This is a genomic window from Streptomyces sp. NPDC046203 (assembly GCF_040646255.1).
GTDB lineage: Bacteria > Actinomycetota > Actinomycetes > Streptomycetales > Streptomycetaceae > Streptomyces.
The window spans coordinates 219937-232946 of the sequence record NZ_JBEYZX010000004.1 but is presented as its reverse complement, the minus strand read 5'-3'; the positions used below and the strand labels follow the sequence as shown (position 1 = coordinate 232946).

Genomic DNA, 13010 nt, shown 5'->3' with positions numbered 1-13010 from the left:
GGCGGTCCGAGTGGCGGGCCTGCCCGGCCCGCCCCTCAGCGGGTCGCGGCGATCGCGTCCAGATCGATCCGGTGCTCACCCGCGTACACGTTCATGTCCTGCCCGCGCAGGAAACCGACCAGGGTCAGCCCCGTCTCCGCCGCCAGGTCCACCGCGAGCGAGGACGGCGCCGACACCGCCGCCAGCACCGGAATCCCCGCCATCACCGCCTTCTGCGCCAGCTCGAACGAAGCCCGCCCCGACACCAGCAGCACCGACCGCGCCAGCGGCAGCCGTCCCTCCGTGAGCGCCCGCCCCACCACCTTGTCCACGGCGTTGTGCCGGCCCACGTCCTCGCGTATGTCGAGCAGCTCGCCGTCCTCCGAGAACAGCGCCGCCGCGTGCAGCCCGCCGGTCCGGTCGAAGACCCGCTGCGCCTCCCGCAGCCGGTCCGGCAGCGCGGCCAGCAGGGCGGGCGGCAGCCGCAGCGGGGGAGTGTCGGCGATCGGGAAACGGGCCGTGGTGCGCACCGCGTCCAGGCTCGCCTTGCCGCACAGACCGCACGACGAGGTGGTGTAGACGTTCCGCTCCAGGGTGATGTCGGGGACCGGTACGTCCGGCGCGAGCCGTACATCCACCACGTTGTACGTATTGGTGCCGTCGTCCTTCGCTCCGGCGCAGTACACGATGTTCCGTACGTCCGAGGCGGCCGCGAGCACACCCTCGCTCACCAGGAATCCCGCCGCCAGCGCGAAGTCGTCGCCGGGCGTCCGCATGGTGATCGCGATCGGCCGGCCGTTGAGCCGGATCTCCAGCGGCTCCTCCGCGACCAGGGTGTCCGGCCGGGTGCTCACCACCCCGCCACGGACGCGTACGACCCGCCGCCGTTCGGTGACCCGTCCCATGTGATCGCCCGTCCTTCCCCGCCGCTGACCTCGGATGGTCCGGCCGTTCCGGCCCGACCGGTCCATTCTCCCTTGTCAGCGCCGTACAGCCGGTTCGAGGGAATCTTGGTGGTTCACCCCACTTGTTACCCGCCGGTCGCTCGCGAGACTGGGAGGTCTTCCGCGGATACGAACCGGCGGAAACCCGTACGCATTTCCGAATCAGCGCACCAGCACACCACCGAACCACCGGAGGATCCCGGGCATGACGGGCACAACGGGCATGACGGGCACTCGCATCGCCGCACTCGGGCACCACCAGCCCGCCAAGGTGCTCACCAACGACGACCTGGCCGCGCTCGTCGACACCAGCGACGCGTGGATCACCAGCCGGGTCGGCATCCGTACCCGGCACGTCGCCGGGCCCGACGAGCCGGTCGACGCCCTCGCCGCACACGCCGCCGCGAAGGCGCTCGCCGCCGCCGGACGGGCACCCGACGACATCGACCTGGTGCTCGTGGCCACCTCCACCGCCATCGACCGCTCGCCCAACACGGCCGCTCGGGTCGCCGCCCGGCTCGGTATGACCTCGCCCGCCACCATGGACCTCAACGTGGTCTGCGCCGGCTTCACCCACGCCCTCGCCACCGCCGACCACGCGATCCGAGCCGGTGGCGCCCGCCGCGTCCTCGTCATCGGCGCCGACAAGATGACCGACGTCACGGACTGGACCGACCGCACCACCTGCGTGCTCGTCGGCGACGGCGCGGGCGCCGCGGTCGTCGAGGCGTGCGAGGCCCCGGCGGACGGCGGTCTCGCGGCCATCGGCCCCGTCCTGTGGGGCTCGGTCCCCGAGATGGGCCACGCCGTACGCATCGAGGGCACCCCGCCCCGCTTCGCCCAGGAGGGTCAGGCTGTCTACCGCTGGGCCACCCACCGGCTGCCCGCCCTCGCCCGCGAGACGTGCGCCCGTTCCGGGATCGCCCCGGAGGACCTGGCCGGGGTCGTCCTCCACCAGGCCAACCTGCGCATCGTCGAACCGCTCGCCGCGCGCATCGGCGCGGTCAACGCGGTGGTCGCCCGGGACGTCGTCGACTCGGGCAACACCTCCGCCGCCTCGGTCCCGCTGGCCCTGGCGAAGCTGGTCGAGCGCGGCGAACTCCCCACCGGTGCCCCAGTCCTGCTGTTCGCCTTCGGCGGCAACCTCTCCTACGCGGGCCAGGTCGTCCGGGTGCCGTAGGGGCTGTCCGGGAAGAGTCCGGGGTGCGTCCGGGGCGGGGCTTGGGCCGAGGTCCGGGTCGAGGCTTGGGCCGTTCGGCGGTGCCCGGTGGCGAGGGGTCCGGGGCGGACCTAGCTTCGATCACGGCGAGGGCCTTTCTCCCGGCCTTCCGCGGAAGCGCTCCGCCTGCCCGCCCCTCGCGTGATCTGGAGGACCGTCATGCGCGTGATACGTGCCGCAACGTCCGCAGCCCTGCTCGCCGTCGCCCCCATGGCCGCCCTCCTCCTGACGGCGCCCGCCGCCGCGGCGGACGACACCGGCCCCGGGGGAGGCTTCCCGAGGGAACACGGCGGCGGTTCGTTCGGTTTCTCCGTCACTCCCCGGCAGGTCGCTCCCGGTGGCACCGTCACCCTCAAGGCGGACGGATGCCGGGCGCCGGTGGTGAACGTCGAGTCCGACGCCTTCGACTCGCTCGTCCTGCGGGACGGGCGGCCGGGCACCGCCCGCGTCGACCCGGGCCTCAAGCACGGCGAGCGGTTCGAGGTGACCTTCGACTGCAAGGGCGAACGCGGCAGCACCACCCTCACGGTCGTCGGGGGCGGCGGCCACGACCGGCCGGGCCGCGACCACGGCCACGAGCCGGGGCGTGACCACGATCGGGACTTCGGCCGGGACTTCGGCCGTGACTTCGGCCGTGACCATGGACGCGACCACGGTGGAGACCACGAGCACGAGTGGATGGGCGGCCGCGACCACGAGGGCCACCCGTCGTTCGACGCCCACAAGGGCGTGAACGCCGGCTTCGGCAGCGTCTCCGGCAACAGCGCCTCCGACGGAGGTCCCGCCGGACTCGGCACCGCCGCGGCGGTCGCGGGTGGCGTCCTGATCGCCGGCGCGCTGGGCGCGGCCGTCGTCCTGACGCGCCGCCGCGAGCGCACCGAGGGCTGAGGGCAGCCCCCGAAGACAGCCCCTTCTTCCCGGTATGACGAGGACCGGGGAGGAGGGGCGCCGCTTTCCGTACGGTCCGCCGGACCGGCCTCCGTTCGGAACCGGCCGGACGGGACCGCATCGGACCGGCATGGGAAGAACCGGACCGGACTTGAACGGGCTGGACTGGAACGGACCGGAACAGATCAAGGAGAGGGCTTCACGTGTACGGGCAAAGCGACCAGAGCGTCCGGAGCGGGCTGGGCCTGCGCGGTGCCTGGGGCGCCGTCGCCGTCGTCTTCCTCATCGGTGTGCACCTTCTCCGCGGCGGCCTGACGGACGAGCCCGCCGACGGGCCCCCGCGCCCCGCCCCCGCCGCGGCACCCTTGCCCGCCCGGGCCGAGGTCACCGCCTCGCGCGCTGCCCCTCCGGCTCCCGCCCCGCTGCCGGCCGCTCCGCCTGTCCGGGTGCGGGTCCCGGCGGTCGGCGTCGACGCCCCGGTGGCCCGGGTCGGTCTGGAAGCCGACGGCCGGATCGCCGCCCCGCCCCCGGGCGACCGCAACCTCGCCGGCTGGTTCACCGGCTCGGTCACCCCCGGCGCACGCGGCACCGCCGTGGTCGTCGGCCATGTCGACACCGCCGAGGGCCACGCCGTCTTCTACGACCTCGGCGCGCTCGCCAAGGGGCAGCGGATCGAGATCGCCCGCGCCGACGGCCGCACCGCGGTCTTCACCGTGTACGGCGTCGAACTCGTCCCGAAGGACCGTTTCCCCGCCGAGCGGGTCTACGGCTCCACCAGCGCCCCGGAGCTGCGTCTCATCACCTGCGGCGGTCCGTACGCCGAGGGCGGCGGCTACACGGACAACGTGGTCGTCTCGGCCCGCCTCGCCGAGGTCCGCTGACCCGCCCCTCTCGCGGGGCGGCGCTGATGCGCGTACCCCCTGCACCCCGTACGACCAGCGCGCCTCCCGCACCTGGTACGTACCGTGCGCACCCGGCAACCCTCCGTGCACCCGCCGTCCGACCCCCTGCTGACCACGGAAAACGCTGGTGAAACCCACCTCGAACCCCTGATAGAGTTATCTATGTCGCCGCGGGAAACACCCCGAAAGCAAGACAGGCGACATCAGCATTACACCCCGTCCGGGTGGCGGAATGGCAGACGCGCTAGCTTGAGGTGCTAGTGCCCTTTATCGGGCGTGGGGGTTCAAGTCCCCCCTCGGACACCAACGAAAGACCCCAGCCTAGCTGGGGTCTTCGTGCGTTTACGGGGCGCTTGGCGTCACGGCGCAGCGACACTCGTGTCCCGTGGTTGCCGGGCCCTGGCCGCCGGGCTTCGGCCGGGACGGTGGGCGGTCAGGTGGTCAGGCGGTCGGCGCAGGGGTGAACAGCACCGGCAGGCTCACGGTGCCTCGGGTGAAGAGGCCCGTTTCGGCCGGGGTGAAGCCTTCGGCCAGGCGGGCGTCGGGCATGGCGTCCAGCAGCTGGGCGACACCGGTCTCGACCTCCGCCTTGGCGAGCAGCGCACCGACGCAGAAGTGCCGGCCGAGGGCGAAGGCGACGTGGTCGGCGGCGGCGGAGAAGGCGGTCGAGGTGGTCAGGTCGTCGCGGAAGATGTCAAAGCGGTCCGGGTCGCGGTAGCGGCTCTCGTCGCGGTTGGCCGCGCCGATCAGGCAGTTGACGGTCGCGCCGGCCGGTACGGTGCCGCCGCTGAGCTCCACCTCGGTCGCGGACTGCCGCATGATCATCTGGACCGGCGGGGTGTACCGCAGGGTCTCGGCGAAGGCCCGCGGGATCAGGTCGTGGTCCGCGCGGACGGCGGCGAGCTGGTCGGGGTGGCGCAGCAGGTTCACGAAGATGCCGGAGATCGCCTTGTCGGTGGTCTCGCCGCCCGCGGAGAGCAGCAGGCTGCAGAACGCGTCGATGTCCTCGTCGCTCATCTGCACCCCGTCGATCTCCGCGGCGCACAGCGTGGACAGCAGGTCCTCGCCCAGGTTCGCACGGCGCTCCCGGATGATCGGCAGCATGTACGCGGAGAGCTCGGCGCGGGTCCGCTTGCCCGTCTCGGCCACTTCCGGGTCCGCGGAGAGGTTGCCGAGGAAGGCGACGATCGAGGTGTACCAGCGGTGGAAGCGGGCGTGGTCCGCCTTGTCGAGGCCCAGCATGTCGACGATCACGTTGATCGGGAATCGGGTGGCGAACTGGTCCACCAGGTCGACGGAGCCGGAGTCCCGGAAGGCGTCGATCAGTTCGCGTGCGTTGCGCTCGATGACGGGGCGGAACTTCTCGCGGAGATCCGCGCCCCGGAAGGCGGGGGCGACGAGCGCGCGGCGTACGGCGTGCTCGCGGCCGCTGAGCTGGAGGATCGTCTTGCCGTGTGCGGGCTCGGCCTGCCACACGTAGTTGTCGGAAGTGAACTCGCCGCGCTTGTCCTTGAAGACGCGCTCGACGTCCTCGTAGCGCGAGACGAGGTAACTTCGCGTGGCCTCATGCCAGATGAGGGGCGCGGTGTCGCGCATCCGGCGGTACACGGGGTAGGGGTCCGCGGCGAACTCGGGCGAGAGGATGTCGGGCACCTGCTCCGCAGTGGACATGGGGACTCCCTCGATGTCGGTGAGGTTCCTCTGGCGGGAATGGCGTGAGTGGCGTGACCGAGCGACGAATGGCCTATGGCACAAGGTAAGTGATGCCCCGTCAGTCGAAACAGTCGACGTCATCGGCAATCGAAGAACGGCTCGAATGCTCGCCTGCCCCGCCGCCCTCCTCTCATCATCGGTCTCGCGGGGAGGGTCTGCCACTGGAGGTGCTCGCCGATGGTGCGGGCGTGCCGCCAGTGGCAGAGGGGCCGCGCCGGCAGTGATGGCACGCTCCACCGTGCGGCCGCGGCCGGCGGCCGAGAGGGCCTTCGGGTCGGATCACTGGACGCTTCGCCGGCCGCTTCGGTCCGCCGAGGGGGCGGTCTCCACCGGGCTCCGGCGCCCCGCCAGGTGCTGGGCGGGCAGCAGGGAGGCGAGCGCCGCGAGCCCGAGGAGTATGACCGCGATGCCGCGGAACGCGCGTTGGTAGCTGTCCGCGAGCACCGCGGGGGCGTCGGTGGCATGCGTCGCGGTGAGGGTGAGCAGTACGGCGAGGCCGAATGCCCCGCCGAACTGCCGGGTCGTGTTCAGCAGTCCGGAGACGGCGCCGGCGTCGGCGGACGCGACCCCGTTGGTGATGGTGGTGCTCACCGGGGTGCCGACCAGGCCGGTGCCGAACGAGACCAGGACCGCCGGGCCGAGGATGCCGGTGCCGTACCCGCTGCTCGGGGTGATGCCGCTCTGCCACAGGAAACCCGCGGCGGCGATCAGCGCACCGGTGGCGACCAGGATCCGGGGCTGGACGAACCTCATCAGCCGCGGCGTCAGGAACAGCCCGACCAGCAGCATCACCACCGTGTGCGGCAGGAACCCGAGGCCCGTCTGTACGGCGCTGTAGTGGAGGACGTCCTGCATGGTCAGAGTCAGGAAGTACCACATGGGTATGTGGAAGCTCGCGCCTCCCAGCAGCATCGCCAGGTTGCCCCGGCTCACTCCCGGCAGCCTGAACAGGCGTGGTGGTATGAGGGGTTGCGGGGCCAGCCTCGTCTCGACGGCCACGAAGGCGGCGAGTGCGACGAGCCCGCCGAGGAGGGGCAGTGCGGTCGCGAGATCGGTCCAGGCGTGGGTGTGGGCCTGCGCGATGCCGAAGGTGAGCAGGATCAGGGCGACCGTGGCCAGTACCGCCCCGGGCACATCGAGCCGCATGCCGCGCGTGGAGGTGTCCCGCCGGGTGAGGAACCGGGCGGCGACGAGGATCACGGGTACCCCCAGCGGGACGTTGATCAGCAGGATCGACCGCCAGGTCAGGTACTCGGTCAGGATGCCGCCGAAGAGGTTCCCCGAGGCGCCGCCCGCCAGACCCAGCGCCGTCCAGATCGTGAACGCCCGGGTGCGCAGCGGGCCCTCGGGGAACGTGGTGGTGAGCATGGTCAGGGCGAGCGGGGCGAGCGCGGCGGCGGCGACCCCCTGCGCGGCGCGCGCCGCGATCAGTACCGCCGGGACGGTCGCGAGGCCGCCGACCAGACTGGCGGCGGTGAACGCCGTCAGCGCGCTGACGAAGATCCGCTTGTGCCCGTAGAGATCGGCCAGCCTGCCGCCCAGCAGCAGCAGGCCGGCGAAGGCCAGCGTGTAGCCGCTGACCACCCATTGCAGGTTCGCCGGGGCGAAACCGAGATCCCTCTGGATCGACGGCAACGCCACGGTGATCACCGAGATGTCGAATATGACGATGAACTGGGCCGCGCACGCCAACGCGAGCGTGGCCGTGGCTGTCGTTCCGCGACGCATGTGTCCCCACCCCTCCGGCCCAGACAGTGCTGAGCGACGGCCTTGCTGCTGCCTGAACGACCGTTCGACCCTCGCTCCGGGGTCCTGAGTACCTGAGCCCTGGGCCTGGACCTGGGCCTGGGGTGCCCCCGGGCCCAGGTCCAGGCCCCATCCGTCCCTACTGGGAGAAGTCCACGCCCTGGGCCAGTGCCACCCGCCCGGAGTAGTTCACGGTGTTGGTCGCGCGGCGCATGTACGCCCGCCAGGCGTCGGAGCCGGACTCGCGGCCCCCGCCGGTCTCCTTCTCGCCGCCGAACGCGCCGCCGATCTCCGCGCCCGAGGTGCCGATGTTGACGTTGACGATGCCGCAGTCCGCGCCGTCGGCGGCCAGGAAGCGTTCCGCCTCGCTCTGGTCGGCGGTGAAGATGCCGGAGGACAGCCCCTGCGGTACGTCGTTGTGCAGCCGGATCGCCTCGTCGAGGTCGCGGTAGGTGAGGACGTACAGGATGGGCGCGAAGGTCTCTTCCCGTACGACGGCGGTCTGCGCGGGCATCCGGACGAGGGCGGGCCGGACGTAGAAGGCGTCCGGTGCCGCGTCCGACAGCGCACGCTCGCCGCCGGCGCACAGGGTGCCGCCGTCCTGGACCGCGCGGTCGAGCGACTCGCGCATCCTGTCGTAGGAGGCCTCGTTCACGAGGGGGCCGACCAGGGTGGCGTCCTGGAAGGGGTCGCCGACGGGGAGCCGGCGGTAGGCGGCGGTGAGCCGCTCGACGAGGGTGTCCGCGATGTCGGCGTGCACGATCAGCCGGCGGAGCGTGGTGCACCGCTGGCCGGCCGTGCCCGCCGCGGCGAACACCGCCGCGTTGACCGTGAGATCGAGGTCCGCCGACGGGGTCACCACGGCGGCGTTGTTCCCGCCGAGCTCCAGGATGCTGCGACCGAACCGGGCGGCCACGCGCGGGCCGACCGCGCGGCCCATCCGGGTCGAACCGGTGGCGCTGACCAGCGGCACCAGCGGGGAGTCCACGAGCCGCTCGCCGGTCTCCGCCGCGCCGAGGACGACCTGGTTGAGGTGCGCCGGGGCACCGGTCTCCGCCACCGCGCGGTCCAGGAGGGCGGCACAGGCCAGCGCGGTCAGCGGGGTGAGCTCGGACGGCTTCCAGACCACGGTGTCACCGCAGACCAGGGCGACCGTGGCGTTCCACGCCCACACGGCGACCGGGAAGTTGAACGCGGAGATCACACCGACCACGCCCAGGGGGTGCCAGGTCTCCATCAGCCGGTGGCCGGGGCGTTCGGAGGGCATCGTCCGGCCGTAGAGCTGCCGGGACAGGCCCACCGCGAAGTCGCAGATGTCGATCATCTCCTGCACTTCGCCGAGCGCCTCGGAGCGGATCTTGCCGGCCTCGACGGTGACCAGGTCGGCCAGATGCTGCTTGTGCTCGGTGAGCAGCTCGCCGAACCGCTTGACCAGCGCGCCCCGCACCGGTGCCGGAGTGGTCCGCCATTCCAGGAACGCCGCGTGCGCGGCCTCGACGGCCTGGTCGACCTCCGCGGGGGTGTGGGCGCGCAGACCGAAGAGGGCGGCGCCGGTGACCGGCGTCCGGGCGGTGAGCGCGTCGCCCTTGACCGCGCCGAGTTCGACGCCGCAGCGCGCGAGGGCGTGCTCCGCCTTCGCCCGGACGTCGTGGGTGCTGCTGACTGCTGTGACCATGGAGACTCCTCGTAGAGCGTTTCGGGACCGGTTCGCTCCGGCACCCCGTTCCCGTTCTTGCTGTCGTCCGCCTTGCTGTCCTGCTGTCTCGCTGTCTCGCCGACATGCGTCCGCGAAGGCTTGTTCGTTCCGCTCGCGGCTCCGGCGGCTCCGGCGGCTCCGGCGGCTCGGTGTCCGGCGGTACGGGCGGCCTCGGCCCGCCGGAGCCGCCGAAGCGGTGGGGGCCGGCCGCACCTCCGTACCTCTCGCGATACCGCCGTGTCCGTCCCCCTGTCCCTTCACACCGCCCGTTTCCAACGGACTTCTCCCGGAACGGCGATCATTCTTCAAACCTTGAAATATCCGATATGTGGCCGAGTCGATACGCGAGGAACTCGGGCGGGTCGGGTGATCGACGCGGTCACCGTACCAGCGGTCACGCCTTTCGAATAGCTTCGGGGAAGTCGATCGTCGTGGCTTCGGGGCGGAATGCCGAATGCGCCGGCCACATTTCATCGGTCCCGTCCAGATGGTGCTGAGGGATTGTCCGGATCCCGCCCCGTGAAATATCGTGGAAATCGGTCGGGCGACCCGACGGTTCCGTGGTGCCGAGGCGGTGGACGACGCCGTGGTGAAGTTCCGGAACGGCCGCCCCGCACTCAGCCCGCCAGGAGATCCTTCAGTGAGTCCGCCAGGTGATCGATTTCCTCTTCGGTGGTGTAGAAATTCGCCGATATTCGCAGGAGTGGCCCGTTCGGTCCGTCGGACACGGCGGTCTCGATCCGGAAACGTTCCCAGAGGCCCTGACGCACCTCGTCCGCTCGTACGGTCGCGGGCAGGTGAAATGCCGTCATTCCGCCGGACAGGGATGACGGTTCAGGAGTGGCCGGTTTCAGCCCCTGCCCGTCGGTCAGGCGCCGGCGGGCGTGATCGGCCAGCTCGCGCCTGCGGGCGCGGATCCTGTCGTGGCCCAGTCCGGCCTGGAAGCGGATCGTCTCCGGCACGGTCAGCCAGGGGCACAGGTCGCGGGTGCCCTCGCATTCCAGCCGGCGCAGCCGGGGGGTGCTGCCGAACCGGTCGCGCCGGTCCGGATCGCTTCCCGGCGGCGGTTCGTAGGCCCAGCTCACCTGTGTCGGCTCCAGGTCGTCCGCCCGTCCCGGGCCGATGTGGAGGAAGCCGACCCCGGTGGGGGCGAGGAGCCACTTGTGCCCGCTGCCCACGTAGAAGTCGCACGGGATGCGGGTCAGGTCCAGGTCGACGTACCCGGGCGCGTGGGCGCCGTCGATCACCGTGACGATCCCGCGCCGGCGGGCCTCCTCGCACAGTTCCCGGACCGGCAGGATCAGGCCGGTCGCCGACAGTACGTGGCTGAGGAAGAGGACTCGGGTCCGCGGTCCAAGCGCGGCGACGACGGCGTCGACGATCTCCGCGGGGCTCTCGGGCATCTCCGGCAGCGGGAACGTCCTGACCGACAGGCCCTGCCGTCGGGCCGTGCGCTCCCAGCACCAGCGCATCGGCGGGTACTCGTGGTCGGTCATCAGGATCTCGCCCGGGGCGAGCGGGGGCAGCGATGTCGCCACCAGGTTGACGGCCCCGGTGACGTTGGTGGTGAACGCGAGCCGGTGCGGGTCGCCTCCCACGAAGCCGGCGAGGCTCTCGCGCGCCTGCCACAGCAGCCCGGGGACCTCGCGCAGCAGGAAGTCCATCGGCGCGTGGGCGAGGCGGGCGCGCAACCCGGTGACGTGGTCGAAGACGGTGCGCGGGAGCGGGCCCGCGGAGCCGGTGTTGAGGTTGACGGCGGTGGGGTCGAGCAGCATGCGGCGACGGGCATCGCCCCAGTCGGAACAGGCCATTTCGTGATCTCCCGAACACTCGAAGAAATACCGGGACCGGCCAAGTCGGATTGCCGCGCCGGACAATAGCAGTCGTTGCTTGATCGTGGAGATCCGATACCTCGGATGATCCTGAAGACAATGCGGAGAGAGGCATGAGAGAGGTCGGGGAGGGGGTGAAGACGAGTGCCGCTTAGCATCGGTCCGCGAATGTGGAATTCGCCGCCGCGGAAATCCGGGTCGGCATTGCCTCTACAGGAGTATTCGAATATGAGTGAACAGGGACATTTACCTGGGTCCGACCATTCCGGGACGGCGGATCTGTGCGCCGGGGACGTGCGTGGCGCACTCCGTCCTCATGTGCTCGTGGACGGCTACGACATGGTGCTGGAGCTGTCCGAGAGTCAGGGGTCCTGGCTGGTCGACGGGGTGACCGGGGATCGCTATCTCGACCTTTTCTCTTTCTTCGCATCGGCGCCGCTCGGCATCAATCCACCCTGTATCACCGAAGATCCGGACTTCATGCGGGAACTCGCCGCCGCGGCCGTCAACAAGCCGTCCAACCCGGACATGTACACGGTTCCGTATGCCCGGTTCGTCCGGACGTTCGCCCGGGTGCTCGGCGACCCCGAGCTGCCGCACCTGTTCTTCGTGGACGGCGGCGCGCTGGCCGTCGAGAACGCGCTCAAGGCCGCCTTCGACTGGAAGGCGCAGCGGCTGGGCCTCGACGAGCGGGCGGCGAACCGGCTTCAGGTGCTGCACCTGGAGCAGGCGTTCCACGGTCGCAGCGGCTACACCATGTCGCTGACCAACACCGACCCGGCGAAGACCGACCGTTTCCCCAAGTTCGACTGGCCGAGGATCCCGGCCCCCGCGCTGCTGCATCCGCTCGGCGAGCACGCGCGCGCCAACCAGGAGGCGGAAGAGCGTGCCCTGCGGGCCGCCGAGGACGCCTTCCGGGCCGCCGACGGCATGATCGCCTGCTTCATCGCCGAGCCGATCCAGGGCGAGGGCGGGGACAACCACCTCAGCGCCGGCTTCCTCCAGGCGATGCAGCGGCTGTGCCACGAGTACGACGCCCTGTTCGTCCTCGACGAGGTGCAGAGCGGCGGCGGGATCACCGGCACCCCCTGGACGTACCAGCAACTCGGCCTGCGGCCCGACCTGGTCGCCTTCGGCAAGAAGACCCAGGTGTGCGGGGTGATGGGCGGCGGCCGGATCGGCGAGGTCGCGAACCACGTCTTCGCCGTCTCCTCCCGGATCAGTTCGACCTGGGGCGGGAACCTCGCCGACATGGTCCGCGCCACCCGGATCCTGGAGACGATCGAGCGCTCCGACCTCCTCGAATCCGTCGCGCGACGCGGCAAGTACCTCCTCGACGGCCTGGAGGCCCTGGCCACCGAGTACCCGGCCGTCGTGAGCAACGCCCGCGGCCGAGGTCTGATGTGCGCGATCACCCTGCCGGACGCCGGTGTCCGTGACGACCTCCTGGGCCGGATGTACCGGGAGCACCACGTCATCGCGCTGCCGTGCGGAGAGAGCGGCCTGCGTTTCCGCCCGCCGCTGACGATCACCGAGAGCGAGATCGACCGGGCGATCGAGGCGCTGGCCCGCAGCCTCGGGTCGCTCGCGGCCTGAGGGCGCCGCCCGCCCCGACGTACGACCCGCGGGGGCTGTCCGGCGGATCCCGGCCCAGGCCGCGATCCGCCGGACAGCCCCCGGCCCAGCGCGTTCTCTGACCTTCGCGGCCCGCGGCGGACCTGCCCACCGCCGCGGGTCGCTCGAATCCGCACGACGGAGAGCCTACGAATGAAGTCAGCAGGAAACCTGACGGCCGGCGCGGACTGGTCCGCCCGCGTCGCACGAGTGTCCAGCGAGCGCTGCGATCTCGAGATGCTCCTCAAGGACGAGTGGCGCAACAAGATCGCGGTGCGGGACGACGACCCCGCCGTACGAGCGACCAAACGGCAGGACCTGCGCGTCGACGGGCAGGACTACACCGCGCTCCGGAACGCGCTGCGCGAGGACGACGGGGCGCCGGTCGCGGCCTTCGCGCTGGCGGCGCTGCACGCCGTCATGCGCGCCTACGGCCACGGGAACCGGACGGTGGCCGCACTCGTCGACGCCACGGGA

10 protein-coding genes and 1 tRNA gene are annotated in these 13010 nt (G+C 71.5%); 6 read left to right on the top strand and 5 right to left on the bottom strand.

The window, feature by feature from the left end; genetic code table 11:
• Positions 1-35: 35 nt before the first annotated feature.
• Positions 36-884 (bottom strand): formate dehydrogenase accessory sulfurtransferase FdhD, encoded by an 849-nt coding sequence (gene fdhD / locus ABZ990_RS05485; protein ID WP_361225634.1) that lies wholly within the window; start codon positions 882-884, stop codon positions 36-38.
• Between the two features lie 262 nt (positions 885-1146).
• Here fdhD and ABZ990_RS05480 point away from each other — a divergent pair, with 262 nt between their 5' ends.
• The 4 genes from ABZ990_RS05480 (at position 1147) to ABZ990_RS05465 (ending at position 4238) form a co-directional block, all read left to right on the top strand.
• Entirely contained in the window at positions 1147-2103 is a 957-nt protein-coding gene (locus ABZ990_RS05480; protein WP_361225766.1) for a beta-ketoacyl-ACP synthase III, read from the top strand.
• Positions 2104-2307: 204 nt separating this feature from the next.
• Positions 2308-3030 carry a hypothetical protein gene (locus ABZ990_RS05475; protein WP_361225632.1) on the top strand — a complete coding sequence of 241 codons (723 nt, stop codon included), beginning with the start codon at positions 2308-2310 and terminating at the stop codon, positions 3028-3030.
• A 203-nt stretch (positions 3031-3233) separates the two neighbouring features.
• A complete protein-coding gene (locus tag ABZ990_RS05470; RefSeq protein ID WP_361225629.1) occupies positions 3234-3911 on the top strand; it encodes a class F sortase in 678 nt (225 codons plus the stop codon).
• Between the two features lie 239 nt (positions 3912-4150).
• Positions 4151-4238: transfer RNA gene (locus ABZ990_RS05465), tRNA-Leu, on the top strand.
• 135 nt (positions 4239-4373) lie between these two features.
• On the opposite strand, the gene ABZ990_RS05460 is transcribed toward ABZ990_RS05465, so the two are convergent.
• From ABZ990_RS05460 to ABZ990_RS05445, 4 genes are all read right to left on the bottom strand, one after another.
• Positions 4374-5603 (bottom strand): cytochrome P450, encoded by a 1230-nt coding sequence (locus ABZ990_RS05460; RefSeq protein WP_361225626.1) that lies wholly within the window; start codon positions 5601-5603, stop codon positions 4374-4376.
• 321 nt (positions 5604-5924) lie between these two features.
• On the bottom strand, positions 5925-7373 hold the full coding sequence (locus ABZ990_RS05455; RefSeq protein WP_361225623.1) for an MFS transporter: 1449 nt from the start codon (positions 7371-7373) through the stop codon (positions 5925-5927).
• A 157-nt stretch (positions 7374-7530) separates the two neighbouring features.
• Positions 7531-9066 (bottom strand): aldehyde dehydrogenase family protein, encoded by a 1536-nt coding sequence (locus ABZ990_RS05450; RefSeq protein ID WP_361225620.1) that lies wholly within the window; start codon positions 9064-9066, stop codon positions 7531-7533.
• Between the two features lie 638 nt (positions 9067-9704).
• The gene (locus tag ABZ990_RS05445; RefSeq protein ID WP_361225617.1) at positions 9705-10898 is read right to left on the bottom strand and encodes an aminotransferase class V-fold PLP-dependent enzyme; all 1194 of its coding nucleotides are present in this window, start codon (positions 10896-10898) and stop codon (positions 9705-9707) included.
• A gap of 249 nt (positions 10899-11147) precedes the next feature.
• Between ABZ990_RS05445 and lat the strand changes: the two genes are divergently transcribed.
• Positions 11148-12515, top strand: a complete 1368-nt coding sequence (lat, locus tag ABZ990_RS05440) for an L-lysine 6-transaminase (RefSeq protein ID WP_361225614.1) — start codon at positions 11148-11150, stop codon at positions 12513-12515.
• Between the two features lie 171 nt (positions 12516-12686).
• On the top strand, positions 12687-13010 hold a 324-nt coding region (locus ABZ990_RS05435; RefSeq protein ID WP_361225611.1), incomplete at its 3' end, for a hypothetical protein.